Source organism: Corallococcus sp. AS-1-12, assembly GCF_020036995.1.
In the GTDB taxonomy this organism is placed as follows: domain Bacteria; phylum Myxococcota; class Myxococcia; order Myxococcales; family Myxococcaceae; genus Corallococcus.
In genome coordinates, this window is sequence record NZ_JAIQDD010000014.1 from 1 (window position 1) to 25,821 (window position 25,821).

The following is a 25,821-nucleotide window of genomic DNA, read 5'->3' on the forward strand; positions in this document are numbered from 1 at the left end:
ATGCTTCGCTGCCCATCCGACACCACGCCGACGAGGGGCACCCGGCCCAGCGCACGCTTCACTTCCGCCAGCAGCGGTACGAGTTCCTGCTCGCCGCCAGCCAGCAGGGGACGCGCCAGCAGCACCTGCCCCGAGAGGCATTCGCGCACCATCCAAAGCACCTCATGCCCTACGTCCGGAGCGAGGCCGTCAATGGCAAGCACCACCCGGCCCTGGCGCTTGAGCGTCGCATGCAGCCGCCCCGCATCCAGCAACTGGAGGCTGACGAGTTCATCGTACCGGTCGAGCAGGTTGGTGCAGGCGCGCTCGGAGGCGGCGACGCCCTTCTGGCGCAGCAGCGCGTGAATCTCCGGCACGCTGCGGTGCTCCCGGTAGCGCTGGGCTCCGATGAAGGCCAAGACGTCCAAGCCGAACTCATGCTCGGGCAGCACCCAGCGGCCCTCACCCTCGGCCCTGAGTGGCACGCCCTTCAGCAGGCACTCCTCCCGGTGGCACACTCGCACCTGCACCGAGAGCCCCACGCACCCCGCCAGCGTCGTCACACAGCGACGCGAGCGCCAATCCGCTCGCGTCCGCGTGCCACACGCCTCACAGCGCCGCCGCGCGCTGTCGACTCTCACCTCACGGGTGGCCACCGGGCGAGCTGTCGTCCGCGCCATGGTGCTCCTCCTCTCAGAGGGGCAACACCTGGGGCTCAGGCCATATTTGCCGGCGTAGAAAAAAGTCCTTCGTCGCCAGCGAGCGCGACGCGCCGCAAAACCTCTGGCGTCGGCGCGTCCTCGCCGCGCTCCTGAGCGTCGTCGACGTGCGACGACTCGTCTTCCTCGACGAGTCGTTCTGCAATACCTCCATGGCTCGCGAATACGGCTGGGCGCCAGTGGGGCAACGTGCCCGAGGTGTACGGCCGGGAGGCCACTGGACGACCTTGACGCTCGTAGGCGCCATTCGCGTGGGCTGCCGGCCCAAGTTGATGACGCACCGAGGCGCCATCAATGGTCGCATCTGCGTGCGCTTCGTCCGCCAGCGGCTTTGCCCGTGGCTCCGTCCTGGTGACGTGGTGCTGATGGACAACCTCGGGGCGCACCAGGTGTCGGGTGTCCGTCAGGCGATTGAAGCTGTCGGCGCCTGCGTCGTGTACTTGCCCACCTACAGCCCAGACTTCAATCCCATCGAGTTGTGGTGGGCAGACCTGAAGCGCCAACTGCGGCGGATCGCACCTCGGGCCATTGAGGACTTGGCGCGGACGGTAAGGCAGTTACGCGCGACCACTCCGCTCGCAAAGCTCGCGGCTTGGTTCTGCCACTGCCTATCCTTCCTTCAGCTCAATTGAGCCCCGCGTTAACGTAGGCTTCTGGTCCTAAGCCTCGACATAGGTCAGGGTCACGGCCTCCCCGCTGGAACCGCCCTCGGAGGTCTCCACCAGACGACGCAGCCGCCGTGCGCCCACGCGCTCCGACGACCCAGCATCCGAGGCGGGGCCCGCGATGATGTCGACAGCGATCTGGATTGGATCGCGAGTTTCGTGGGCATCTGAATCCGGCGTGACCAGCCGCGCTCGCGTGTCTTGGCCTCATGGTGGGAGACAAGCCTGAGTTCGTGAGTCCATGCCCCTCTTCTACTGCGAGATGCTTTTAGGGCGACCGTCCCCGCCGCGACCTCACGCGGCGGGAGCCGGGTGGAGGAAGCGCTCAGCCGCGAATGCGCTTGCCGAAGGGAGCAAACGCGACCATTCCGAGCTTGAGGTGCTGCAGCGCGAACGGAATGCCGATGATCGTCAGCGCCAGGCTGACGCCGATGACGACGTTGGTGAGGAAGATCCAGATTCCAGCGAAGAGTGCCCAGACGACGTTGAGCCCGAAGCTCATCGCGCCCGCGCTGGGAAGATCCTCGATGTCCTTGCCGAAGGGCATCAGCGCGAGGCCGGCCATCTTGAAGCACTGCACGCCGAACGGGATGCCGACGAGGGTCAGGCAGAGCAGCAGCCCACCGAGCAGGTACTCGAGGCAGAGCACCAGCCCTCCGCCGAAGATGATCCACAACAGGTTCAGAAGCAGGTTCATGATCGGCTTATACGTTGGAGTCGTCAGTTGATGACATGAACCCGTCTGATGAACGAAGCGGCTATTCCTCCACGGCCTCCTGCGGCTCCTGGAAGTCCACGTCGAAGTTGACGCGCTGGCCGGGCTCGATGGTGAAGGTCTTCTGCCAGTGTGACGGGCCCACGTTGACGTTGAGGCGGTGGTAGCCCTCGTAGACGTCCAGCTCCTCCACGGGGACCGTGCCCACGGGCTTGCCGTCCACGGACACGTTGGCGCCGGCGGGGCCGCGCACGTTGATGAAGGCCTTGTTGAGGAAGAACTGGTAGGCGGAGCGGCCCGTGGGGGCCACCGTCACCGTGCGCGACACGGAGATGCCGAGCGCGCCGTTGGTGAAGGTCAGCAGGTGCTTGCCCGGCGGCAGCGACGCGGACAGCGGCGTGCGGCCCAGCAGCGCGTTGTTGAGCGTGACCTCCACGCGCGGCTCCACGGTGAGGTCCAGGATGCCCATCGTGGGCCCCGCATCCACACCGGCGTCCACGCCCGCGTCCTCGACGCCCGCGTCGAAGGGCTCGGCCACGACGATGGGCAGGCCCGCGTCGAAGGTCTCCACCGTCATCGTGCCCTGGAGCTGGCGCTGGACGATCACCGCGCCCGCGCCGAGCGTCAGCACGAGACCGCCCACGACGTAAGGCACCCAGGAGCGTGAAGGCTTCTGCGCGGCCACCGTCTGCGCCGTGGGGCTCGCCGCGCCGCCGAAGATGGGACCCGAGGACCGCGTCTCCGGGGATGCGGCCGGAGCAGGGGAGGGCGTCACCGTCTGCGCCGTGGCGCCAGCAGGCACCGAGGCCTGCGCTGACGCCGCGACCGGAGCGGTAGACGTGTCCTTAGCGGGCGTCGCTGCCTGCGCGCTCTGCGTGACAGCGGCCGTCGACGCCTGCGCGGCCTGCACGGGAGCGGAGGTCTGTGCCACCGGCGCCTGCGCGGGAGCGGAGGTCTGCGCCACCGGCGTCTGCACGGGCGCGGAGGTCTGCGCCATCGGCGTCTGCGCGGGCGCGGCGGCCACGGGCGCCGGCTTGCTTCCCTCCGCCGAGGAGAACTCCGGCACCTTGCTCTTCACGGCCTCCGGCAGTCCGACGCCGTTCGCGATGAGCTCCGCGATCTGCGGCGCCGGCATGCCCGCCTTCGCCAGCGCCTCCGCGATGCCCTTCTCAATCGTCGCCCGCCGCGCCGCGCGAGCCTCGGCCTCCGGCGGGAACAGCTTCGCCAGGTGCTCCGCGAACTCCTCGTGCGTGGGCAGCTTCCCAATCGCATCCACCAGCGCCTCGCGGAACGCGAGCGCCGACGAGTAGCGCTCCAGCGCCCGCTTCGTCGTCGCGCGGCGCACCACCGCATCCAGCTTCAGCGGCACGTCCGCGGGCATCGGGGGCAGGGCGCGGTTGAGCACCGCCTTGTCTGGATCCGCCGACTCCTTGAACGGCATCTTCCCCGTGAGGCACTCGTGCAGCGTGAGCCCCAGCAGGAACACATCCGACTGCACGTTCACGGCTTCACGCCCGCCCAGGAGCTGCTCCGGGGACGTGTACGCGCGGCGGTTCTTCACGCGCTTGCCACCGCGCTCACGCGGCGCCACGGATAGCGCGCCGTAGCCCGTCACCTTCGTGTAGCCGCTGAAGGACACCATCAGCGTCTCGGGCCGGATGTCTCCGTGCACCAGCGGTGAACCGTCGTCGTTGCCCGCCACGTGCGCGTAGTGCAGCCCCATGGCCGCGTCCGCCACCACCAGCGCCGCGAAGCCCGGCGTCATGCGCGGGTTGGCTTCCAGCACGCGCCGCAGCGGCTCACCGTCCGCGAACTCGGTGACGCGCGCCAGGCCCCCGTCCAGCTTCTCCAGGCCGTGCACGCGCAGGATGTTCGGATGGTCGAAGACGATGGCGCGGTTCGTCTCGCGCTCCAGGCGCGCCACCAGCTCCGGGTTCTGCGCGATCTCAGGCGGTGCCCAGATGAGCACCACGGGGCGGGGCGTGGCGCCTTCCTCCAGCGACAGTCCGAGGAAGGCACGCGAGCCCTCTCCGGCGAGGAGGGGGCCGAGTGACTGATAGCGAGGCGAACTCATGGGAACGGCATGCTAGTGCCCTTCCCGTCGATCCTGGAATCCCCGGGTCGCGCCTAGAGTCGCTGGCCTTCGAAAGGCAGCGTCAGGTGGTAGCCGTAGCGCCCGCGCCGCACGAGCAACAGCACGCTACGTCCCCGTCGCGCCGTCAGCAGCGCTTCACGGAAGGTGTCACCCGTGGGGACGGGCTGATTGTTCATCCGCAACAGCACGTCCCCCGGCTCCAGGCCAATCTCCGAGGCGGCCGACCCCGGACGCACGGACGCAATCGCCATCCCGCCCTTGCTCTCCTTCACGCGCAGTCCCAGCTTCTCCCACGCCAGGTTCTCGAGCAGGCGAGCCGGAAATTCGACCGGCGTCACCTGCACCGTGCGGTTGCCGCCTGCTCGGAAGAGGACCAGGGGGAAGACCGAGCGGGCCGGATAACCGCGCACGCGCGAATCGAAATCCTCCGCGTCCTGGATGCGGGAGCCGCCCAGCTCCGCGACCACGTCACCGCGCTGCACGCCGGCCTGCGCGGCGGGGCTGTCCGGATCCACGTTCGTCACGATGACGCCGTACGTGCGGTCCCACCCGAGCCGCGCGGCCACCTGCGCCGGCAGGTCCGCCGTGTCCATGCCCACCCACGCGGGGCGCACCTTCCCGAAGCGCGTGAGCTCCTCCACGATGCGTCGCACCTTGTCCGCGGGGATGGCGAAGCCGATGCCCTGCCCGTTGGCGTAGATGGCCGTGTTGATGCCGATGATCTCCCCGTCCACGTTGAGCAGCGGCCCGCCGGAGTTGCCCGGGTTGATGGCCGCGTCCGTCTGGAGGAAGTCGTTGTAGACGCGGTCGTCCGCGCGGAAGGTGCGGCCCGTGGCGGACACCACGCCCGCCGTGACGGTCTTGCTCAGGCCGAACGGACTGCCGATGGCGACCACCGTCTCGCCAATCATCAGGTCGGAGCTGGTGCCCAGCTTCGCGGTGGGCAGGGGCTCCTTCGCGTTGACCTTGAGGACCGCCAGGTCATTGTTCGCGTCACTGCCCACCACCTCCGCGTCGAAGGTGCGCCCGTCCGCCAGCACCACGTGGATGGCGGAGGCCCCCCGGATGACGTGGTCGTTGGTGACGATGATGCCGGACGGGTCGATGATGGCGCCGCTGCCCAGGCCGGTGATGCGCTGGCGCGTCTCCGGCTGGGCCATCCCCTGGCCGAAGAACTCCTCCAGCGGCGAGCGGGGCCGGCCCCGGAAGCGCGACTCCACCTCCTGTTCGGTGCCGATGTAGACGACCGCCGGGGAGACCTTCTGCACCACCTCCACCACGTCGCTGCGGCGCCGGGCCAGGTCCGCCCGCGCCGGGAGCGCCAGCACGAGCCCCCACAGCAAGAGCCCCCACCGGATGTGTGCTGCCCTCATGCCCTTCCTCCGTACGCCGCCGGGAATTGTCTCCCGGAAGACAGTCTGAATGTCGGGAAGGCCTCAGCCATTCCCTGGGTGTCTGGAAGCGGCGTCCCGCTCTTCATAGACCAGAAGGCGCGGCCGTGATCGAACGCACTTTCAGGCAGAACGTCCTGGCCCTGGCCCGATTGCGGCGTTGGGGGCGCCAGGGCCGTCCTCTGGGGGTCCCGGCGCGGCGTGTCGCTGGCTGCCCGCGGGGGCCTTGGGAGTGGTGGCGCATGAGTCTCGTCCTGGTCGCGGATGACGAACCCGCGGTGCTGGAAGTCCTGAGCCAGGTGATTGAGGACCTGGGGCACGACGTGGTGCGCGCGCGGGATGGCGAGGAGGCCCTGGCGCTGGCCCGGGCGCACCGTCCGCGGCTGGTGGTGACGGACCACATGATGCCGCGCATGAGCGGCATGGAGCTGTGCAGCCGGCTGAAGCAGGAGCCGGGCCTGCGCGAGGTGCCCATCATCCTCCTGAGCGCGGTGCTCCAGCAGGGATCGCCGGATGCGTCCGCGTTCCTCAACAAGCCCTTTGAAATCACCGACTTCGAGACGCTGATCCACGACGTGCTGGAGAGGGCCCCCGCCGCGCCCCCGGAGCCCGCCACGCCCGTGGAGGCGCTGAGCCGCTGGGTGGCGCAGTCGCTCCAGGGCCCGCTGGAGGCCGCGAGGAATGAGCTGCGCACGCTTCGGGACCTGCCGCCGCCGGGCAAGGGCGCGGTGGAGGCGCTGGGCGCGCAGCTCCAGTCGCTGGAGCGGATGGGCCGCTACCTCCAGGACGCCGCCCGGCTGAGCGCGGGCAGCGTGACGCTGCGGCCGGTGGAGGGAGACCTGCGCCAGCCGCTGGAGGCCTCCGTCGCGCGGTGCCGCACGCTGGGGCCGGGCGTGCCGGTGGAGGTGAAGGTGCCCCCGGAGGCGGTGGGCCTTCGCTTCGACCCGGAGCGCCTGGAGCAGGTGTTCGACGTGCTCCTGTCGCACGCGGCCCGGCAGGGCGGGGTGCGCGTGGAGCTGGAGGCCTCCGCGGAGCAGGTGCTGGTGCGGGTGAGCGACCCGGGGCCGGGCATCCCCGAAGCGGAGCTGCCCCGGCTGTTCCAGCCCTTCCCGGAGGGCCCCGCGCGAGGAGAGGCGCTGGGGCTCTACGTGGCCTCGGAGCTGGCGAAGCTGCACGGCGGCGTGCTCTCCGCCGAGTCGCGCCCCGGGCAGGGCGCGACGTTCAGCGTGTCGCTGCCGCGCGTGGCCTGAGGCCTCAGGCCTTCTGCGACTTCAGCATCCAGCCGATCATCTTGTAGAGCAGGCGGGCGCCCACGTTGGCGTCCCACTCGCTGCCCTCCGGGTCGGGGGCCACTTCGGTCAGGTCGAAGCCGACGATGGTGCGGCCCGAGCGCACGACGCCCGCGACGAGCGCGGTGGCCTCCGGGAAGGACAGGCCGCCGGGCACGGGCGTGCCGGTGTTCGGGCACAGCACGGGGTCCAGGCCGTCGATGTCGAAGGACAGGTAGACCTGCTGCGGCAGCTTGTCGACGATCTGCTTCACCTGCTGGTTCCAGGGCAGGCCGTCGAAGCGGTTCTGCTGGAGGACGGCGTCGTAGAACGCGTGGATGCGGCCGCCGGAGTCCTCGATGTAGCGGTGCTCGTTCTCGCTCATGTCGCGCAGGCCCACCTGGACCAGCGTCTTCACGCCCGGGATGCGCTCGCACACGTTGTAGAAGATGGACGCGTGCGACCAGGTGAAGCCCTCGTACGCGACGCGCAGGTCGGCGTGCGCGTCCAGGTGCAGCACGCCCATGCCGGGGTACTTCTCCGCGTGGGCCTGGATGATGCCGAAGGAGATGGCGTGGTCTCCGCCCACGGCGGCCACGAGCTTGCCCTGCTCCAGCCACTGCTTCGCGGTGCGGTAGACGTGGTCATTGAGCTTCTCGCTGAAGCCGTTCACGTCCTTCGCGGCGGCGAGCAGCTCGGCCTCACCGGACTCGATGCCACCCGCTTCGATGACGAGCTGGGCGCGCTCCTTGGCGCGTTCGTTCCACTCGTGCATTTCGGCGGGGGCCTCCAGCATGGCGATGCCGCGCTCGTAGGGGCGGCCGGTCTCCACATCGAACAGGTCCACCTGCTTGCTGGCCTCCAGCAGGGCGGCGGGGCCGTTGGACGTGCCGCCGCCGTAGCTGGTGGTGGCCTCGAAGGGCACGGGGATGACGACGACGTGGGCCTCGTCGGGAGAGTGGGGGAGGCCGAAGATGCCGGAGCCCGGCTGCGCGGCGGCGGCGGGGTCGAAGTGGGTAGCCATGGCGGCGCAGGATACGGTTCCGCACCCCGGGCGCAATGGCTTCGGTGACGCCTGGCGGCAGGGCAGGGAGGAAACGGATGGCGACGCGGAAGAAGACGGTGGCGAAGCGCGGGGGCGGGCTCACGGTGGACGACGTGCGCGAAATGGCGCTGGCCCTGCCGTCGACGGAGGAGCGCCCCTCCTATGGAACGCCCGGGTTCCGGGTGAGCGACAAGCTCTTCGCGCGGGTGCTGGACGACGACTCCATCGTCATCAAGGTGGACTTCGACCACCGCGAGGCCCTGCTGGATTCCAAGCCCGACATGTTCGAGGTGACGCCGCACTACCAGGACTGGCCCATGGTCATCGTGCGTCTGAAGACCGTGAACCGGAGCCTGCTGGAGGCCCTGCTCAAGGAGGCCTGGCGCCGCAGCGCCTCCGCCAGGGTGCTCAAGGCGCTGGAGCCCGCCGCGCCTGCTCCCAAGCCGGCGAAGAAGGCTCCCGCCCGCAAGCGGCGCGTGTAGCGGCGCTCAATCCCAGCGGACGACGATCTTCCCCACGGTGCTGTTGCCCGCCATCCGCTCCAGCCCGGAGCGGAGCTCCGTCATGGGCAGGACGGCATCCACCACGGCCTTCAGCGCGCCGGAGTCGAACAGGGGCAACAACTGCCGCTCCGCCACCTGCGTGAGCAGCATCTTCTCCTCCGCGGGTCGGCTGCGCAGCACCGTGCCCTTGAGCGTGAGCCGCTTGCGCATCACCGGCCCCAGGTCCAGCTCCGCTCGCGCGCCCGCCACCGAGCCCACCTGCATCAGCCGACCCAGCCGCGCCATGGCCTTCACCGACTCCGGCAGGTACGCGCCGCCCACCAGGTCCAGGCACACGTCCGCGCCCCGGCCCCCGGTCGCCGCGAGCACCGCGTCCGCGAACACCGGCGGGTTGCTCTCACACAGCACCGTCTGGCCCACGCCCCACTCGGAGGCCCGCGCCAGCTTGTCCCTGCTCCGCCCCGTGCCCACCACCCGCACGCCCATGGCCCGGCAGAGGAGCGCCGCGGCGGAGCCCACGCCGCTCGCCACCGCGTGCACCAGCACCGTCTCCCCGGGCCGCAGGTCCGCCTGGAGCACCAGCGCGTCGTAGGCCGTGAGGTACGCCTCCGGCAGCGCCGCCGCGTCCGCGAAGTCCAGCCCCTTCGGCATGCGCAGCACCTCGCGCTCGTGCGTGGTGAGCACCTCGCTCCACGCGCCGCCCCCGACCAGCCCCATCACCCGGTCTCCGGGCTGGAACTTCCGCGCGCGGGGGCCCACCGCCACCACCTCGCCGGCGTACTCCAGGCCCGGCACGTCCTGCGGCACGTCGGGCGGCGGCGGATAGGCTCCGCGCACCTGGAGCAGGTCCGCCCGGTTCAGCGCGCTCGCCCGCACGCGCACCTGCACGTCGTGGGGGCCCGGCACCGGCTCCGGCCGCTCGTCGAACGCGAGGACCTCCGGACCGCCCGGCTTCGTGATGCGCACGACCTTCATGACCTGCCCCCTTCCGCGAGGAAAAACACGCCGTTACAACAACAACCGCGTCACCAAGCCGAAGTACGCCAGCAGCGTCACGTTGTCGGACACCGCCAGCACCAGCGGCGCCGACGCCAGGTGCGGATCCACCTTCAGCCGCTTGAAGAGGAACGGCAGCACGCCGCCCAGGCACGACGCCAGCGTCGCGGACACCGTCACCGCCACGAACAGCGCCAGGGGAAAGCCGAACCCCGGCGAGTAGACGCGCCCCAGCAGCGCCACCACCGCCGCCGCCATCAACCCCGCCAGGCTCGCGGCCAGCACCTCGCGCGCCACCCACTTCTTGTCCACCTCGCCGTGCGTGACCATCGACACGGAGACCGCCGTCGTCTGCACGCCCAGGCTCTCCGACAACACCAGCACCATGGGGATGAAGGCGCTCACCACCACCAGCTCCGCCACCGTGCGCTCGAACAGCCGCGTCGTCGTGGCCGCCAGGAACCCGCCGGCGATGTTCACGAGCAGCCACGGGAAGCGCTTGAGCGCCATGCGCCCCGGCCGCGTCTCGCGCGCCTCGCCCTGGGGCAGGCCCACGAAGCGGTAGACCTCGTCGCGCACGCGGCCCTCCACCTCGTCGAAGAGCGTGTCGGAGAAGGCGTCCACGAACTGGTTCATCTCCACCACGCCCACGATGCGCCCCTCCGCGTCCACCACCGGGAACGCCAGGAAGCGGTAGGTGACGAAGAAGTCCTCCACCACCGCGTCGGACGCGTCCACCGGCAGCTTCACCACCCGCGTGAACATCAGCGACGCGATGCGCTCGTCGGGGGCCGCGCGGATCAGCTTGCGGATGGGCACCACGCCCACCAGCCGGCCGGCCGGGTCGCACGCGTAGCAGTAGAAGATCTCCCCCGTGCCGGGGTGGGCGCGCAGCTTCTCCAGCGCCTGGGCGACCGTGTCCTCCACGCCCACGGCGGTGAAGTCCAGGGACAGCCGGTCGCCTTGCAGCAGCGTGTGAGCGGTCTCCGGAGGCGTTTGCACGAAGCGGGGCACGAAACGTCCTGGCCCGCCGGAGCGTCAAGGCTTATCTAGGACTCCATCCGCCATGCCACTCGCGCCGTGTCCCATCTGTCAGAAGCCCGTGCCTCCGCGTCCGGAGAACACCTCCCAACCCTTCTGCTCCCGCCGCTGCCGCGCCGTCGACCTGGGCCGCTGGCTGGGTGAGGAGTACCGCGTGCCCGACCGTCAGGCCGAGCAGCAGGAGGACGAGCTGCCCTCCGACGGCGAGCCGCGCCGCCACGACGCCTAGCCGTTGCCGGCGTCTGGCGTTGGAAGTTTCCCGGGCCGCTTGAACGACGGGGCAGGGGAGCGTGCCAGCGGAAGGTCCACGTCCGTGCGCCCTGGAGGGCAGGGGGCGGGCGTGCCGCTGGAGTCGCGGGGAGAGTGACGCTATACCCGCCTTCCGTGAAACGCGCCGTCAACCTCATCGCCAGCCTGCTCGTCACCGTTGCCTTCATGTGGTGGGCCTTCCGGGACACGGACCTGTCCACGCAGGTCGCCAGCCTCAAGGCGGCCAACTACGCGTGGATCCTGCCCTACTGCGTGTGCCTCGCCTTCGTGCACATCTTCCGCACGCTGCGCTGGGGGTCGTTGCTGTCGGGCCTGGAGCACGTCCCGTTCCGCAAGCTGAATGAAGCCTCCGGCATCGGCTTCATGATGCTGCTGGTGCTGCCGTTCCGGCTGGGGGAGTTCGCGCGGCCCTTCCTCATCGCCCAGCGCAGCTCCATCCGCCGCAGCGCGGCCATGACGTCCGTGGTGCTGGAGCGCATCGTGGACGGCCTCTTCGTCGCGGCGATGTTCCGCGTGCTGCTCTTCTTCATCCCCACGGAGACCCCCGAGGTCCGGTACGTGAAGCTGGGCGCGTGGCTGATGTTCGCCGTGTTCGGCGGCGGCCTGGTGTTCCTGCTGCTGGGCCTGTGGCAGCAGGAGCGCACGGTGCGGCTGGTGCGCGCCACCGTGGGCCGCTTCTCGCCGGGCATCGCGGACAAGGTGGCGGACGTCGTGGACACCTTCGTGGGGGCCATGCGCCAGCTCCCCGACCGCAAGCACATCGCCCTCTTCTTCCTCTACACGGTCGTCTACTGGGGCGTGAACGGCCTGGGCATGGCGCTGCTCGCGCGCGCCTTCGACTGCTCGGGCGCGGCGCCGGGCACGGCCTGCGAGCCCATGAACCTGACGCTGTTCCAGTCCTACATCGTGATGTGCGTGCTGGTGGTGGGCGTGATGATCCCCGCCGCGCCCGGGATGATGGGCACCTTCCAGGCCGCCACCAAGGTGGGCCTGGGGTTGTTCATGCCCGCCGCGATGGTGAACGCGCACGGGCTCGCCTACGCGAACGTGTTGTGGCTGTGCCAGACGCTCCAGCAGATCGTCTTCGGACTCATCCTGCTGTCCATCAGCCACATGTCCTTCCGGGAGCTGGCGGGGAAGATGAAGAAGGACGACGACGCCGCGGTCACCCGCTCGTCGGTGGCCTGAGGCCCGCCGCCGCTACGGGGCGGGCGGGGGCCCTGCGTCGGGAGCGGGCGGGGACGCGGGGGGCACCTGCTGGGCGCGCACGCTGTTGTTCACCTGGTCGGTGACGGCGGCGGGGTCCACGTTGCCCTTGAACGTGCCGAAGGGCGTCTTGAGGTACTGCTCGTGCCGGCCGTCCGTGCCCGGCGGACCGCACCAGGCCTTGGTGGCGTCCTTCAGCGAGCCCACGGGCGTGTGCACCTGGGTGCGCGTCTGCGTGGTGGACTTGGCCACGAGCATGTGGCCGCGCATCAGCACGCAGTGGTCCTCGTCGAAGTACCAGGCCGTCGAGCCGTCCGCGAACTCCTGCGCCCGCTCCGGTCCCCTGCCCATGGTGTCCGCCACCTGGGCGGCCGTCATGCCGGGGTAGAGCTTCTCGAAGGCGGGGGTGGCGCAGCCGGTGGCGGCCAGCGCGAACAGGGCGGACAGCAGGGAGGGACGCATCCGGGCGCGACTCCTGGAAGGAGAGGCGCAGGACGCTAGCGTGTTCCTCCCGGAGCGCTCCAGGTGGGGCCTGGAGGGGATGACGGGAGGATTACAGCTCCTGCTCCAGCCACCGCCACAGCCGTTCGCTCAACGACCGGACGCGGCGGCGGAGCAGGGGGCCGCTCACGACTCGCCCTCCGTCTTGGCGGGCATGCGGCCGTACTTGGACAGCAGGTCCTCCACGGCCTCGCGCAGGTACTCGCTCTGGTGGATGCGGGTGCGCCGCGCCAGCTCGCGCAGCTTGTGCACCTGCTCCTCGGGAACGAGGACGTGGGTGGAGACGATGTCGGCCTCGGGGCTGCGGACCTCGCCGGGTTCCACCGCGGACGGGGACGACGGAGCGTCGGGGCTCAGCGGGCTGGCGCTTCCATCCTGCATCGGGCTTCCTCCAGGAATGCTGCTACAGGCCGCTACCGACCTGGCGTGGGCATTAGGGGGCCGGCCTCTCGTGCCGTCAAAAAAAGGGACACGCGGCGCGCCGGGTTGACTTGGAACCCGGAGCGCTGTTACTCGCGCTTTCACGTAAGGGGAGTAGTTCCCGCCCGGCAGCGAGGGGCGGAGGGGCGCTCGACACACTGGCTGGTGACAGCCCGGGCCCCCATCCCGCGCAAGCGCGCGAGACGAACGAGACCTTCGGACAGGGATTCAACGCTCCCTGGCCGAGGTCCGTCGTGCGCGCTCCTCCCTGAAGCGCTCCACCCCACGACAGCCTCCGCGCCAGGAACTGGGATGGAGTGTCATCGTGTCTTTGGAAGCCATTGTCGGATCATTCGTCCTCGTCGCCGCCAGCGAGATGGGGGACAAGACGCAGCTCCTGGCGTTCTCGCTGGCGTCCCGGTTCCGCAAGCCGTGGGTGGTGCTGGGCGGCATCTTCGTGGCCACGGTGGCCAACCACGCGCTGGCGTCCTCGGTGGGCACGTGGGTGTCCGTGCACGTCCCCGCGCGGGTGATGGCGTTGATCCTGGGAGTGCTGTTCCTGGGCTTCGGCCTGTGGACGCTCAAGCCCGACACGCTGGAGGAGGACGGCGGCAAGCCCCCACGCTTCGGCGCCTTCCTCACCACGGTGGCGCTCTTCTTCATGGCGGAGATGGGGGACAAGACGCAGTTGGCCACCATGGCGGTGGCCGCGCGCTACCAGGCCCCGGTGCTGGTGACGCTGGGGACGACGGCGGGGATGCTGGTGTCGGACGGGCTCGCGGTGTTCCTGGGCGACCGGCTGTCCGGGCGGGTGAACATGAAGTACGTGCGGTGGGTGACCGCCGCGCTCTTCTTCCTCTTCGGCCTCGTGTCGCTCTGGACCGCCTGGCGCGGCTGAGGCGTCGCGAAGGGCCCCGGCGTGCAGGGACGCCGGGGCGTCACGGTGACGGCTACTTCAAGCTCGCGGTGTCGATGACGAAGCGGTAGCGCACGTCGTTCTTGAGCATCCGCTCGTAGGCGTCGTTGATCTTCTGGATGGGGATGACCTCCACGTCGGCGGCCACCTGGTGCTTCGCGCAGAAGTCGAGCATCTCCTGCGTCTCACGGATGCCGCCAATCATCGAACCGCCCAGCTTGAGCCGGCGGGGGATGAGCGAGAAGGCCGCCAGCGGCGTGGGGTTCTCCGGCGCGCCGACGAGGATCATCGTCCCGTCCGTCTTCAGCAGGCTCAGGTAGGCGTTGTAGTCGTGCTGCGCGGAGACGGTGTCCAGGATGAAGTCGAAGGACCGCCGCAGCTTCTTGAACGTCGCCTTGTCGGACGTGGCCTCGAAGTGCGCGGCGCCCAGGGCGAGCGCGTCGTCGCGCTTGGAGGGCGACGTGCTCAGCACCGTCACCTCGGCGCCCATCGCCCTGGCCAGCTTCACGGCCATGTGGCCCAGGCCGCCCAGGCCCACCACGGCCAGCGTGCTGCCGGCCTTCACGCCGTAATAGCGCAGCGGCGAGTACGTGGTGATGCCCGCGCACAGGAGCGGCGCGGCGCGGTCCAGGGGGATGCCCTCCGGGATGCGCACCACGTACTTCGCGTCCACTGTGATGCGCGTGGAGTAGCCGCCGTAGGTGGGCTGGCCGTCGTATTCGCGGCCGTTGTAGGTGTTCACCGCGCCGCGGTCGCAGTACTGCTCTTCGCCCTTGAGGCACTGGGGGCACTCGCGGCACGAGTCCACGAAGCAGCCCACGCCCACGGTGTCCCCCACCTTGAACGTGGTGACGGCGCTGCCCACCTGGGACACCTTGCCCACGATTTCGTGGCCCGGGACCATGGGGAAGAGGGCGCCGCCCCACTCGTCGCGGGCCTGGTGGATGTCGGAGTGGCACACGCCGCAGTACTGGATGTCGATGAGCACGTCCTGGGGACGCGGCTCGCGGCGCTCCACGGTGAAGGGGCCGAGCGCGGCCTTCGCGCTGGGGGCGGCATAGGCAGGGGTCGTAGGCAAGAAAGGCTCCTGAGGGGAAGCGAAGCAGGGGGCAATGTAGCGACGCCGGGGCCTTCGTGCCCGGGGAGACCTCCGGAGCAGTGGACCTGCCTGGGGGGCATCCGGAAGACTCCGCGCCCATGAGCCAGGAACGTCTGCAGCAATCCCTGTCCGCGGGTCCGCATCACCTCCTCTCCCGCCTGGTCGGCGCGTGGGAGGGCGTCGCGCGCACGTGGTTCCAGCCCGACAAGCTGGAGGATGAGTCGCCCAGCTCCGGCACCTTCCGGAGCGTGCTCGACGGACGGTTCGTGGTGTACGAGTACACGTCCGCTTTCGGGGGCAAGCCGCTGTCCGGCATGGCGACGCTGGGCCACCACCTGGACGGGCAGCGGTTCACCATGTCGTGGGTGGACACCTTCCACGTCGGCACGGACCTCATGACGCTGCAGGGAGAGGCCGGGGTGAGCGACCGCATCTCCGTCACCGGCAGCTACTTCACCGGTGAGCAGTCGCCCCGCTGGGGCTGGCGCGTGGACTTCGAGTGGACAGGCCCGGACGCGCTGGTCATCACGCACTTCAACATCGAGCCCGGAGCGGCGCCGCAGAAGGCCATCGAGCTTCAGTACCGGCGCGCCAGCACGCGCGCCTCGTGACGCCCGGCGTCCGTCCAGTCCTCGGTGAGTGAGAGGGATTGGAGCCCCTGGAGCAGGGTGGGCAGCTCCCCCTCCTCCAGGAGGAAGCGCGCGGACGGGTGCGGATGGCGTTGCAGGTTGCGCAGGGTGGGCTGGGCGAAGACGAACAGTCCGCCCGGTGCGAGCAACCCGGGCACGGCGGCGAAGAGCGGCCGCCAGAGGTAGTTCAGGCACACCACCAGGTCGAACGGGCCGGGCGGCAGCGCGTCGGACTCCAGGTCCAGGCGCAGGCGCGTGAGGGACACGCCCGCGTCGCGCGCGAGTGCTTCCGCCTGAGCCAGCGCCACGTCGGAGATGTCCACCAGGGTGACGTCCAGCCCGCGTTTCGCGAGCCAGCACGCGTCGTGTCCCGCGCCGCCGGCCAGGTCCAGCGCCCGGCCTGTGCGAGGCAGCCGGTCCTCGAGCGAGCGGAGGAAGGCGGACGGCTCCCGGGGCCCGGTGGCCTGCTGGTGCTTGTCATTCCAGCGCTGGCGATCCTCCTGGGACATGGCTCGGCTCCTCCGGGGGGCTACTTCGGGTTCATCAGCGCGTTGAGGGACGGGTAGCTGGCGGCGGCTTCGAACAGGCTCGCGGAGTGTCCCTCGCGGTGGAAGGCGGAGGCGAGCGCACCGGCCCGGCCCCAGAGGGCCTCCGGGATGGCGGATCCGGCGCTGAGCCGCCGCACTCCCAGCCGCCGCAGCTCCGCCGGAGCGGGGAGGTCCTGCCGCGCGAGGACGTTCACGGGCAGCGGGGTGCCCCGGGTGATGGCCTGGATCTCGGCCGCGTCCGTGACGCCTGGGGCGAAGAGGCCATCCGCGCCGGCCTGCTGGTAGCGGGCGGCGCGGGCGAGGGTCTCCTCGACGCGGCGCTCGGGCGGCACGAGCTTGCGCAGGTAGACGTCCGTGCGCGCGTTGACGAAGACGTCCACGCCCAGTCGCGCGCCGGCCTGCTTCACGCGCTCAATCTTCGCGGCGAGCAGCTCCGGAGGACCGTTGCCGTCCTCCAGGTTGCAGCCCACGGCGCCCTCGGACAGGAGGCGGGCCACGTTCTCCGCGGCGGTGGCCGGGTCGTCCGAGTAGCCCGCTTCGGCGTCCACGGTGAGGGGGACGCGGATGGCGCGGGCGATGGCGCGGACCGTGTGGACGAGCGCGTCCACGGGCAGCGCGTTGCCGTCCGCGTAGCCCAGGGCCCAGGCGACGCCCGCGCTGGTGGTAGCGATGGCCTTTGCACCGAGGCTCTCGAAGAGGCGAGCGCTGCCGGCGTCCCAGGCATTCGGGAGCATGAGCAGTTCAGTTCCCTGGTGCAGCGCGCGGAAGGTGAGGGCGGTGTCGGGACGGGCGGTCATGCGTGGGCGCTCCGGTGAGAGGGATTCAGGCGTGCGTCTGCTCATGATTGAGCAGCCAGCGTTTGCGTTCCAGGCCTCCTGCATAACCGGTGAGTGAGGCATTGGCACCGACGACGCGGTGGCACGGGACGACGATGCTGATGGGATTGGCGCCATTGGCCAGGCCCACGGCGCGGATGGCCTTGGGCCGTCCGATGCGTTCAGCGAGCCGGCCGTAGGTGGTCGTCGTCCCCGCGGGAATTTCCCGGAGGGCGCGCCAGACCTCGCGCTGGAAGGGCGTGCCGCCGGTCTCCACGGGGAGGGAGGCGATGGCGCTCAGGTCTCCGCGCAGATAGGCATGGAGCGCCGAGGTGCGGCCCGAGGGGTCGCGAGCGGGTTCGAGGACGCAGCCGTCCTCGCCGTAGTGCAGGCGCAGGAGCCGGTGCATGCGGGCTTCGTAGCCATGCCAGTCCAACGCGCGCAGGCGGCCCTGTTCATCACAGACGAGGAGCGCCACCCCAGCGGGAGTGGGTGTGGAATCGATGAAGAAGCGCTGGCGGTCAGGCATGGGGTTTCCGGCGGGAAGGGGAGGCGGCGGCGCGTGTGCTGGTGCGAGACGGCAGGTCGCGCTGGAGCGCGACCGAGGTCCAGAGGTGCTGGGCGGCGTAGGCGCGCCAGGGGCTCCAGGCTTCGGCGCGTTGGAGGAGCGCTTCATGCGTGGGCCGTGGGCCTCCGGCTTCCGTCGCGGCGCGAAGCAGGGCGACGTCGGAGGCGGGAAAGGCATCCGTCTCCCGGACGGCGCGCAGGGCGATGTACTGGGCGGTCCACTCGCCGATGCCGGGCAGCCGTGTGAAGCGGGCCACGGTGTCCGCGAGCGACGGGCCGGGCTGGAACAGCGTGGGATCCGCCACGACCGCCGCCGCGAGCTGGGTGATCGCCCGGGCCCGAGCCGCCGGCATGCCCATGCCGGTGAGCTCCGCCGTGGCGAGGGCTTCGGGCCGGGGGAAGGCGCGCAGGAGGCGGGCATCGCCGGTGAGCGCCGGGTCCAGGCGTTCCCCATGGGAGTCCAGGAGCCGTTGCCCCAACTGCCGCGCGGCGGTGGTCGTCACCTGCTGACCCAGGATGGCGCGGACCGCCAGCTCGAAGCCGTCCCATCCGCCCGGGGCGCGAAGGCCGGGACGCGCGGCGAGCAGGGGCGCGAGCAGGGCATCCGTCGACAGGTGCGCGCGGATGGCCTCCACGTCCGCGCCCACGTCGAAGACGCGCCGGACCTGGGCGACGACGGAGGGCAGCATCCGCACGTCGCTGACGCGCAGGGTGGCGCGCAGGGCGTCGAGCCCCGGAGCGGGCGACACCTCCATGGCGCCCTGGCCCGAGGCGTTCGTGAAGGTGCGCAGATAGCGGCCGGGCTCGACGTGCTCCATGCCGGTGAGCGCGCGGACTGACAGCCAGGCCACCATCGCGTCCCAGTCGTAGGGAGGCCGGTAGGGGATGAGGAGCGTCACCTCGGGGCCGGCGGACGTCAGGGGGGAGGCCCGGGCCCGGCGGAGGGCGCCGGGAGGCCGGCCGTAGAGCGACTGGAAGACGGCGTTGAAGCGCCGCACGCTCCCGAAGCCGGATGCGAGGGCGACCTCGGACATGGAGAGGGCGGTCTCGTGGATGAGCTGGCGGGCGAAGAGCACGCGGCGCGTCTGGGCCACGGCGACCGGAGAGGCGCCCAGGTGTTGCTGGAACAGCCGCCGCAACTGCCGGTCCCCGACGCCGAGCCGGCCCGCCAGGACGTCCACGCTGGCGTCCTCGGCGTCGAGCAGGCCCTCCGCGATGAGGGCCAGGGCGCGCGAGACGGTGACGGAGGTGCCGCGCCAGGGCGCCAGGGAAGGCGACGTCTCCGGCCGGCAGCGAAGGCACGGCCGGAAGCCGGCCTCCTGGGCCGCTGCGGCGGAGGGGTAGAACGTGCAGTTCTCGAAGCGGGGCGCGCGGGCCGGGCAGATGGGGCGGCAGTAGATGCGCGTCGTCTTCACGGCGGTGAAGAACCGCCCGTCGAAGCGGGAGTCCCGCGTCGTCAGCGCGCGGTAGCAGGCGGCGGGGTCCAGGCCGTTCATGGGGGGGGAAACCTCCCACGGCGGGTCCTCGAAGTCTGGCCGTTTTCGGACGTGGACGTTCCTCACCTGGAGACGGGCCTTGTCGGCGCTCGCCTACCACCTCACCGTCAGTGCGGTCGTCCCTCCCGGTTCAATCGTCTCCGTCGTCTCGTAGCGGCCCAACGCCGCATGCTCCAACAACACCTTGACCTTCGTGCCCTCCACCCGGATCGCGGGCGTTGGGGACATGCCCACGAAGGCGCCGTTGACCCATACGCGAGCACGCGGGATGGCGATGACCTTGAGGCGCGTGGGGGTTTCCGCGAGCTCACTCCAGCCTCCACGGCCGCCGCCTCCTCCTCCGTGACAGTGATAACCCCCCGTGGCCCGTTCGTTGTGACAGCCCGAGCTGTTGGTCCGTCCCGGATGTGCCCACGCAAGATGCGAACACACGAGTCCTGCGATGAGCCCCAATCCCAGCACCATCTTCCCGCCGCGTCTCATGGCTCCACCCGTCCAATCTGTGCCTCGACCAGCGTGTCGTTGTGCCATCCCAGCAGGGCCGCATGCCGCCCCAGGCGCGCTGGGACATGGGCCACACCCTTGCCGGAACGCACGAGGTCCTTCGCGGAAAACTCCTGGCCCGTGAAGCGCTTCACGGCCTCCTGGAGCGCGGTGGGAGCCAGCCCCGTCTGCCCATGCTCCGGCGTGGTGACGTAGAGCCCACGGGTCATGCCCTGGCCGACGAACAGGTACGTGAGCGTGCCAGCGGGCGCGTCCACGACGCGCAACACATCGGAACGCTGCATCTCCAGGCCGGAGGGCCCCAGCAACGTCTGGGCGACCTCCACGGGCTCATTGAGCGGAAAACGGTCCCGCAGCAGCGCTTCCTTGCGACCCAGGAGCGCGGCCCGCGCCGCGGTCACCTCGGCATCACTGCCGAGCACCGAGAGGAGCACGCTCGCATCCTCGTCTGCGCTCCGAAGCTCGCGCAGCGAAGCACCGAGGCCTCCCGTGTGGCTGCCGGCGGCCCGGGCCAGCCGGGAGAGCTCCGTGCCTCGGAAGGATGTGAGAGCCGTCCGGGCTGTTTCGCCGTGGTCGACCGCGACCGCGTCGTGGAGGGCCGTGGCGCGACAGCGCACATCGCGAGCAGGGCACGCGTGTGCCTGGAGCAGGTAGGCCTGGGTGAGCAGTGGCTCGGGGCGCTCCGAGACGAGCGTCCGGGCCTGGATGCGCGACAGAATCTGGATTGCCTTGGCCAGGTCTCCCTTTTCCAGCGCCGCCTTTCCTTGGGTGATGCGGAAGTCCTCCAGCCTGGTGCGGAGCCCGTCCAGGACGGACGCCGGGGCCCGTTCGATGGACAGGGCTTCCAGTTCCGCCTCCACCGGCCCTTCCTCGCCTCGCGCCAGCGCGTCGTGGGCCCAGGCCTCGCGCAGCTTCCAGAGTTCGGCCTCCAGCGGAGCGGTGCCGTTCCGGGAGCCCATGTAGTGGTGGATGAGCGCGATCGCCGCGCGGTTGTCCATGCCCGGGAGCCGCGCCAGCACGAACGCATTTCGTGCCTCGACGTAGGCGGGACTGGATTCGCCACGTGACTCCAGCAGGTCCGCATGAAGCCCGGCCTCGCGGAGCTGTCCCGCGGTCGTGAGGCGGGCCAGCTCGGAGACCGATGGTTGGATGAACAGGAAGCATCCCGCGAGCACGAGCGCGGAGGCTCCCGTCAGACCCATGCCGATCCGGTCATGCCACCGCGCGGGGGATTCCGCTCCGCCGGTCCTGCGACGCCGCAGCCATGTCGCCGTCCACCACCAGGTCCCGGGCCAGAGTCCAAGGATCGCGAGCATGGCGAGTCCGCTCTGGGAGGGCTCATCGTAGAAGGCGTGACGTCCCGAGAACGCGTCTGCCAGGAAGGGCACACCGAAGAAGCCCGCGACCGCCGTGCCCAGCAGGGCCCAGAAGCGCTTGTGGAAGGACGACGTGTCACGGGCCCGGGTGGGTTTGAGGTCGCGCCCGAGCAGGTGGACGAAGCCCGTCCGGCCCGCGAACTCGAAACAGACGGTGGCGGAGGGCGCTTCAAAGACATCCAAGGTCTGGGAGAGGATCCGTCCGCGCAGCGGTTCCAGCTCCGGCTCCAGGGAGGACCGTGCGGAGGCAAACCCCGCGGACCGGGCCGCTTCCCCCACCTTCATGTCCGGCAGCGGGCCGGCGTGTTCAACGGAGGCCAGGGCCTGGGCGCCCTGCCATTGGAGGGCGCGCGGGGAATCCTCCAGGAGGCCCTTGTGCGCGGAGAGCGCCTTCTCATCCGGCCAGGCGCGAACAAGCGTGCGCTGGACGGTGGTCACCTCCAACCACCGGCGCAGGGTCCCCGAACCCCGGCAGGGGCCGCAGCTCACGAGCCCTTTCGAGCAGCGAAGACACTTCTTCGTGCCCTTGCCTCGGCAATCCGAGCAGGTGACCATGCTGTAGTTCTTGCGGGCCCGGCTCATCCGCCTGCCGGAGCCGCCACAGCCGGAGCAATCCGCGCGCAAGGAGCCATCGCAGGTGGGGCAGGTGACCTGTCCCGCGCCCTGACAGGAGTCGCAGGACACGAGGTGCGACGACTGCTGCGCGAGGGCTTCGGGAGAGCCGCTCCATAGATCCAGCGTTTCGAGCCGGACGGGGGCGGAGGACCGGGAGTGCCGGCTCGTGTTCACGCCTCCCGCGTAGGCCTCCTCCGCCCAGGTGCCGGTGCGGACGGCGTACCGGGTGACGAGCCGCCCGTAACGGAGCACGGAGGTGTCTACCCGGGTGATGAGGTCCGCGAAGCCAAGGGGGCCCAGCCGCCAGCGCGCCCAGCGGATGGCCGCAGCCCGGGCCTTCGAGTCGATTCCCTCGTCCAGCATCGTGCGAACTCCCCCCGGAGCGTGGGTGCTGCGCATCGGGACGGAGCGAATCGGACCGCGCCAGGAAGGGACTTCCAATCCCCCGAATGGGGGAGGACGCGGGCGTGGTGGAAAAGAAAAAGCCCCGGAATCACTTGGGAAAGTGACTCCGGGGCTGCTTGATGGCCAGGGTCAGACTTGAACTGACTACCTGCGGATTATGAGACCGCCGCTCTAACCAGGTGAGCTACCTGGCCGTGAAGCCCCGCCCGTATACCGGGCCGGGGCCGTCACCGCAAGAACTTCGGACGGGGTGCCAGGGGCCCTTCCTGACGGGGCCGTGGGAGGGGGCGCCTCCCGGCGTTCGCCCCTGGACAGGCTGCCTGCCTGGGCGCCAGGGCTACTGGTAGCGCGCCACCCACAGGCTGTCGCCGTCCGCGGAAGTCTCGATCCACACCGCCGTGGCGTGCCCATTCAGGTCCATGGCCCCCGTGATGGCGCCCACGATGGCTCCCGGCGCGGACCGCAGGGGTTCCGGGGCCCGGAAGTTGCCAGGGGCGTATTGGTAGCTCGCCCAGGCCGTGTGGTCGGACTGGGCCCAGAAGGCGACCTGGTCACCGGCCGGGTCGGAGGCGAGCACGGGATAGCCGCCCAGCACGGTGCCTCCGAGCCGCGGGTTGTTCGGATCGACGCTGCGGTCGAAGCGCGGACGGATGTCCCAGTCGTCCTTCGCCGCGAGGTACACGCGCCCCTCGGCGGCTCCGGTCAGGGGCGGAGGGTGGGGGAGGTACAGCCAGCCGGCCAATGCATCGCCCGTGTTCGTCGCGATGACGATGGATGGGTTGAACATGCCTCCGTAATCGGAGATGTGCGAATCGATGCGCACGGAGGGCTGCCATGTGTTGCTCGCACGGTCGTAGCGGCGTGCGTCGATTCCCTGCATCAGTTTGCCGTCCAGCGTCGAAAGCTGCTGTGGCCAGACGGCGATCGCGTTGCCCGCCGCGTCCATGGCGATGGCGGGCGTCGAAGCCGCGCCGTAGTTCGTCCGGCTCAGGATCGAGTCGCTACACCACTGGAGCTTGTCGGCGTTGAACGCACTGCCATGAATGGCCTGGGTCCCGCGAGCATCCGCCTGCTGCCACTGCACGAGCACACTGCCGTTCGCGTCGAGGGCGGCGGCGGGCCAGAGCGACGGGGTGTCACGCGCCGAGTTGAGGGGCACCGGCGGCTGGATCCACCGGTCGCTGGCCACCGCGTAGCGCATGGCCATCACCCGGTGCTCGGCGGGCTTGCACAGCGTCTTGCAGAGCGTGGTCCAGACGAGGACAGCGTCGCCCGTGGGGGACATGGCCAGCCGCAGGGTGGGGGTGTCGTCCAGGGGGAACGTGAGCTGTAGCGCGGGGCTCCATTGGCCCGTCGCCGCCGCAAAGCGGCTCGCGAAGAGGGTGTCGCCGGCCGGGGTCTGCTGGAGCCAGACAGCGATGGCATTGCCCTGCTCATCCGCGGCCAGACTGCTCCGGAGTACGTGGCCGGGTTGGGATTGGAGCGGCTGCTCGGGCGTCCATGTGTCGGACGTGGCGGCATAGCGGCTGGCGTAGAGCGCCGTGTAGTCGTAGGGCGCGTTCTGCGTCGTGACATGCGCGAAGACGGCGATCGCGCTCCCGGAGGGGCCCGCCACCACGCGCGTGTGCTCCCAGGACAGCGACGGTCCGGTGGAGAGCCGCTGGGGCTTGCTCCAGTGCATGATGCTCGAAGCCCCCGCGATCGGACTGTGCGGGGAGGGGGGCGTCCCCAGGGGGCAGGTCGCGCACCCGAGCTCACACAGCATCAATCCCATCACAAACAGCACGACGCAACGGGAATGGACTCTCATGGGGACAGCGCCTGGATCTACTCCCTGTCCCCCTGATGGGGTCAGTGTCCGCGAGTCCCCTCCGCGTGATCAGAAGGCAACGGCTGGGGCCCTGGCGCCCGAGCCGTCTTCACTCCCGTCGCTCCGTCCCACGCTGGCGGAGCAGCGCCGCGGCCCGGGTCCGGACGCTGGCCATGGGGTGCTCGCGGGCGGCCTCCTCCAATGAGGGCACCGCGGCCTCGCCCAGGTCCTTGCGGAGGAAGTCCTCGCAGGTGCCGTGGAACCGGTCGCTGACGAGGCAGCGGATGGCGTCCTGGATGACGACCGGCGCGTTGCGGTACGCGGCGTCATTGCGCAGCGCCGCCCGGTAGGCCGCCACGCCATCCACCCAGCGGAGGTTGTCGAAGTCGACGTTCCCCTCCAGGTAGCGGACGTAGGCGCTCGTCGGGTACTTCGCCGCCAGCTTCTTCAACGCCGCCAGGGCCGCGTCCCGCCGCTGCGCCTTGATCAACCGATGGACGTCGTCGATGCCCGGGAGCTGCTCCACGACGGGCTGCCAGGCCGTGGCGCGCGGAGGAGCCTCCGCCCGTGCTTCTTCTTCCACCGGGGCCTTGGGCGACGGGCGCTCCGGGGACACCGGCGCCGGGCCCGCGGACCTGGACATCAACGCCCACCCGCCAAGACCCACCGCGACCACGGAGAGCACGACGGCGCCTCCCACCACCCGGCGCGAGCGGCCCCGGGCGGGCGGGGCCGTACCGGGGCCAGAGCGGACCGTGGCCTCGGACTCCTCCTTCCTGGCCACGGCTTCCGTCGGAGCCACCGGCAGGGGTTCCGGAGCGCGGGCTTCGGCCTGAACGCCCACCGGCGTCGCGCGGGGCTGCGCCCGGGCGTTCCGGGTCGCGAGCACCTCCTCTTTGGGACGTGACGGCGTGGGCGAGGAGGCACGCACCGCCCCCGGTGCATCGCCGGCCACGGGCGCCACGGAGCGCACCTCCGGACCTGTCCCGGCCCCTTCCAGCGCGGCCAGGAACTCCGTGGCGGACTGGAAGCGATCCCCCGGGGCCTTCTCCATCGCCTTCGCCAGCGTCGCTTCGAGCTCCGCGTTGAAGCCCGCGTCAGGGGCGGCGTCGCGCAACCGGGGCGGCGTCACCTCGCGCTGCATGCGCAGCAGCTCCGCGTTGCTGGTGGCGTTGAAGGGCTTCTTCCCGGTGAGCAGCTCGTAGAGCAGCACGCCGGTGGCGTACAGGTCCGTGGGCGGACCCACCGGCTCGCCGTGGATCTGCTCCGGGGCCATGTAGGACGGAGTCCCGAGCATCATCCCCGACGTGAGGCCCGTCACCTCGTCGCGCAGCTTGGCGAGCCCGAAGTCGAGGATGCGCACCTGCTCCCCGAGCCCCACGGCGTGGGTGACGATGATGTTCTCGGGCTTGATGTCGCGGTGGATGATGCCCTGGTCGTGCGCATGGGCCAGCCCCGCGAGCACCTGCCGCACGGCGCTCAGGGCCCGGGCCGGCGGCAGCGGGCCGTCGCGCAGCAGCGCCCGCAGCGTCTCGCCGGTGACGAAGTCCATGACCATGTACGGCGACTCCTGATCCACGCCGAAGTCGATGACCGACACGCAGCACGGATGGGTGAGGCGGCTCATCGCGCGCGCCTCCACCTGGAAGCGCTTGCGGAAGTCGTCATCCCGCGCCGCCCACGCGTGCAGGAACTTGATGGCGACGGGCTTGCCCACCTCCAGCCGCTCGCCCCGGTACACCATGCCCATGCCACCGGCGGCGAGCCGCTCGATGATGCGGTAGCGCTCCTGCAAAACCGAGCCGATGCGAGGATCCGTCACGGCCGTGGGCTCATTCATGGGCGCGCACGATAACAAGTGCAGGCGCGAAACCGATGCTCACCTGTCGTCGGTTCGTCCACACACGCGCGGTGGAACGTCCGGCCTCGGCTTGGACTCCCGCGAGGATGAAGCGCCTGGAACGGTGGAGACAGAAGGTCCGGCAGCTCAAGACGGAGGTGGCGGCGCTCTTCATCGCGGCCCGGCACCCCGGCGTCCCCTGGTACGCGAAGCTCCTCGCGGCCGCAGTGGTCGCCTACGCCCTGAGCCCCGTGGACGCTGCTGGATGCGGCGACGCGCGGTGACCGCGTGGCTCGGGCCGGGTGACCCAGGTAGAGTCGGGGCGGTGGCTCCGCGGCCCTCGGCTGGCCTGAGACTCCTTTCCGAACCTTTGGAGATGAAGTGACG

Annotated in this window: 26 protein-coding genes, 1 tRNA gene and 2 pseudogenes; 8 read left to right on the plus strand and 21 right to left on the minus strand. The window is 70.6% G+C overall.

Annotation, left to right across the window (positions count from 1 at the left end):
* Positions 1-659: pseudogene (locus K8556_RS21935) on the minus strand (ISNCY family transposase); the annotation flags it as partial.
* 44 nt (positions 660-703) lie between these two features.
* On the opposite strand from K8556_RS21935, the gene K8556_RS21940 reads away from it, so the two are divergent.
* Entirely contained in the window at positions 704-1,330 is a 627-nt protein-coding gene (locus tag K8556_RS21940) for an IS630 family transposase (RefSeq protein WP_370639955.1), read from the plus strand.
* A gap of 27 nt (positions 1,331-1,357) precedes the next feature.
* On the opposite strand, the gene K8556_RS39820 is transcribed toward K8556_RS21940, so the two are convergent.
* From K8556_RS39820 to K8556_RS21960, 4 genes are all read right to left on the minus strand, one after another.
* A complete protein-coding gene (locus tag K8556_RS39820; RefSeq protein ID WP_223742161.1) occupies positions 1,358-1,549 on the minus strand; it encodes a Tsi3 family protein in 192 nt (63 codons plus the stop codon).
* A 139-nt stretch (positions 1,550-1,688) separates the two neighbouring features.
* A complete protein-coding gene (locus K8556_RS21950) occupies positions 1,689-2,060 on the minus strand; it encodes a YccF domain-containing protein (RefSeq protein WP_223742037.1) in 372 nt (123 codons plus the stop codon).
* Positions 2,061-2,121: 61 nt separating this feature from the next.
* The gene (locus K8556_RS21955; RefSeq protein ID WP_223742038.1) at positions 2,122-4,152 is read right to left on the minus strand and encodes a serine/threonine-protein kinase; all 2,031 of its coding nucleotides are present in this window, start codon (positions 4,150-4,152) and stop codon (positions 2,122-2,124) included.
* A 53-nt stretch (positions 4,153-4,205) separates the two neighbouring features.
* Positions 4,206-5,546 (minus strand): trypsin-like peptidase domain-containing protein, encoded by a 1,341-nt coding sequence (locus K8556_RS21960; protein WP_223742039.1) that lies wholly within the window; start codon positions 5,544-5,546, stop codon positions 4,206-4,208.
* 260 nt (positions 5,547-5,806) lie between these two features.
* On the opposite strand from K8556_RS21960, the gene K8556_RS21965 reads away from it, so the two are divergent.
* Positions 5,807-6,814, plus strand: a complete 1,008-nt coding sequence (locus K8556_RS21965; protein WP_223742040.1) for a hybrid sensor histidine kinase/response regulator — start codon at positions 5,807-5,809, stop codon at positions 6,812-6,814.
* A 4-nt stretch (positions 6,815-6,818) separates the two neighbouring features.
* On the opposite strand, the gene K8556_RS21970 is transcribed toward K8556_RS21965, so the two are convergent.
* Complete coding sequence (locus K8556_RS21970) at positions 6,819-7,856, minus strand: agmatinase family protein (RefSeq protein ID WP_223742041.1); 1,038 nt, start codon at positions 7,854-7,856, stop codon at positions 6,819-6,821.
* A 77-nt stretch (positions 7,857-7,933) separates the two neighbouring features.
* On the opposite strand from K8556_RS21970, the gene K8556_RS21975 reads away from it, so the two are divergent.
* Positions 7,934-8,359 carry an MmcQ/YjbR family DNA-binding protein gene (locus tag K8556_RS21975; RefSeq protein ID WP_223742042.1) on the plus strand — a complete coding sequence of 142 codons (426 nt, stop codon included), beginning with the start codon at positions 7,934-7,936 and terminating at the stop codon, positions 8,357-8,359.
* A gap of 6 nt (positions 8,360-8,365) precedes the next feature.
* Here K8556_RS21975 and K8556_RS21980 read toward each other — a convergent pair whose 3' ends face one another.
* Both K8556_RS21980 and K8556_RS21985 read right to left on the minus strand, forming a co-directional pair.
* Positions 8,366-9,355, minus strand: coding sequence for an NAD(P)H-quinone oxidoreductase (locus K8556_RS21980; protein ID WP_223742043.1), 990 nt, complete (start codon positions 9,353-9,355; stop codon positions 8,366-8,368).
* Positions 9,356-9,388: 33 nt separating this feature from the next.
* On the minus strand, positions 9,389-10,390 hold the full coding sequence (locus K8556_RS21985) for a magnesium transporter (protein ID WP_223742044.1): 1,002 nt from the start codon (positions 10,388-10,390) through the stop codon (positions 9,389-9,391).
* Positions 10,391-10,442: 52 nt separating this feature from the next.
* Here K8556_RS21985 and K8556_RS21990 point away from each other — a divergent pair, with 52 nt between their 5' ends.
* Both K8556_RS21990 and K8556_RS21995 read left to right on the plus strand, forming a co-directional pair.
* Positions 10,443-10,646, plus strand: a complete 204-nt coding sequence (locus K8556_RS21990; RefSeq protein WP_120556957.1) for a DNA gyrase inhibitor YacG — start codon at positions 10,443-10,445, stop codon at positions 10,644-10,646.
* A gap of 155 nt (positions 10,647-10,801) precedes the next feature.
* Entirely contained in the window at positions 10,802-11,875 is a 1,074-nt protein-coding gene (locus K8556_RS21995) for a lysylphosphatidylglycerol synthase transmembrane domain-containing protein (protein ID WP_223742045.1), read from the plus strand.
* Between the two features lie 12 nt (positions 11,876-11,887).
* Here the strand turns inward: K8556_RS21995 and K8556_RS22000 are convergent, their stop codons facing one another.
* A complete protein-coding gene (locus K8556_RS22000) occupies positions 11,888-12,355 on the minus strand; it encodes a hypothetical protein (protein WP_223742046.1) in 468 nt (155 codons plus the stop codon).
* Between the two features lie 165 nt (positions 12,356-12,520).
* The gene (locus tag K8556_RS22005; protein WP_014396286.1) at positions 12,521-12,775 is read right to left on the minus strand and encodes a ribbon-helix-helix domain-containing protein; all 255 of its coding nucleotides are present in this window, start codon (positions 12,773-12,775) and stop codon (positions 12,521-12,523) included.
* A gap of 370 nt (positions 12,776-13,145) precedes the next feature.
* Here K8556_RS22005 and K8556_RS22010 point away from each other — a divergent pair, with 370 nt between their 5' ends.
* On the plus strand, positions 13,146-13,712 hold the full coding sequence (locus K8556_RS22010; protein WP_223742162.1) for a TMEM165/GDT1 family protein: 567 nt from the start codon (positions 13,146-13,148) through the stop codon (positions 13,710-13,712).
* Between the two features lie 52 nt (positions 13,713-13,764).
* Here K8556_RS22010 and K8556_RS22015 read toward each other — a convergent pair whose 3' ends face one another.
* Positions 13,765-14,808 (minus strand): NAD(P)-dependent alcohol dehydrogenase, encoded by a 1,044-nt coding sequence (locus K8556_RS22015; RefSeq protein WP_223742047.1) that lies wholly within the window; start codon positions 14,806-14,808, stop codon positions 13,765-13,767.
* 119 nt (positions 14,809-14,927) lie between these two features.
* Between K8556_RS22015 and K8556_RS22020 the strand changes: the two genes are divergently transcribed.
* Positions 14,928-15,440: a DUF1579 domain-containing protein gene (locus K8556_RS22020; protein WP_223742048.1), complete on the plus strand. Its 513-nt coding sequence runs from the start codon at positions 14,928-14,930 to the stop codon at positions 15,438-15,440.
* Here K8556_RS22020 and K8556_RS22025 read toward each other — a convergent pair.
* The 10 genes and pseudogenes from K8556_RS22025 to K8556_RS22065 form a co-directional block, all read right to left on the minus strand.
* Positions 15,407-15,967 carry a bifunctional 2-polyprenyl-6-hydroxyphenol methylase/3-demethylubiquinol 3-O-methyltransferase UbiG gene (locus K8556_RS22025; protein ID WP_223742049.1) on the minus strand — a complete coding sequence of 187 codons (561 nt, stop codon included), beginning with the start codon at positions 15,965-15,967 and terminating at the stop codon, positions 15,407-15,409. The genes K8556_RS22020 and K8556_RS22025 overlap by 34 nt on opposite strands.
* A gap of 20 nt (positions 15,968-15,987) precedes the next feature.
* Entirely contained in the window at positions 15,988-16,803 is an 816-nt protein-coding gene (locus tag K8556_RS22030) for an isocitrate lyase/phosphoenolpyruvate mutase family protein (RefSeq protein ID WP_223742050.1), read from the minus strand.
* 25 nt (positions 16,804-16,828) lie between these two features.
* Complete coding sequence (gene ogt / locus K8556_RS22035; protein WP_223742051.1) at positions 16,829-17,350, minus strand: methylated-DNA--[protein]-cysteine S-methyltransferase; 522 nt, start codon at positions 17,348-17,350, stop codon at positions 16,829-16,831.
* Positions 17,343-18,884, minus strand: a complete 1,542-nt coding sequence (locus tag K8556_RS22040; RefSeq protein ID WP_223742052.1) for an AlkA N-terminal domain-containing protein — start codon at positions 18,882-18,884, stop codon at positions 17,343-17,345. The genes ogt and K8556_RS22040 overlap by 8 nt, the downstream gene beginning before the upstream one ends.
* A gap of 93 nt (positions 18,885-18,977) precedes the next feature.
* Entirely contained in the window at positions 18,978-19,112 is a 135-nt protein-coding gene (locus K8556_RS39195) for a hypothetical protein (protein ID WP_255652015.1), read from the minus strand.
* Between the two features lie 123 nt (positions 19,113-19,235).
* Positions 19,236-19,415 (minus strand): annotated as a pseudogene (locus tag K8556_RS39825) (YHYH domain-containing protein); the annotation flags it as partial.
* Positions 19,364-21,742, minus strand: coding sequence for a zinc finger-like domain-containing protein (locus K8556_RS22050; RefSeq protein WP_223742053.1), 2,379 nt, complete (start codon positions 21,740-21,742; stop codon positions 19,364-19,366). The pseudogene K8556_RS39825 and the gene K8556_RS22050, both read right to left, overlap by 52 nt.
* A 162-nt stretch (positions 21,743-21,904) precedes the next feature.
* A tRNA-Ile gene (locus K8556_RS22055) sits at positions 21,905-21,978 on the minus strand.
* Positions 21,979-22,121: 143 nt separating this feature from the next.
* Positions 22,122-23,465 carry a hypothetical protein gene (locus K8556_RS22060; RefSeq protein WP_223742054.1) on the minus strand — a complete coding sequence of 448 codons (1,344 nt, stop codon included), beginning with the start codon at positions 23,463-23,465 and terminating at the stop codon, positions 22,122-22,124.
* Positions 23,466-23,703: 238 nt separating this feature from the next.
* Positions 23,704-25,416 carry a serine/threonine-protein kinase gene (locus tag K8556_RS22065; RefSeq protein ID WP_223742055.1) on the minus strand — a complete coding sequence of 571 codons (1,713 nt, stop codon included), beginning with the start codon at positions 25,414-25,416 and terminating at the stop codon, positions 23,704-23,706.
* A gap of 125 nt (positions 25,417-25,541) precedes the next feature.
* Between K8556_RS22065 and K8556_RS22070 the strand changes: the two genes are divergently transcribed.
* Entirely contained in the window at positions 25,542-25,718 is a 177-nt protein-coding gene (locus K8556_RS22070) for a hypothetical protein (protein ID WP_223742056.1), read from the plus strand.
* The last annotated feature ends 103 nt before the right edge of the window (positions 25,719-25,821 follow it).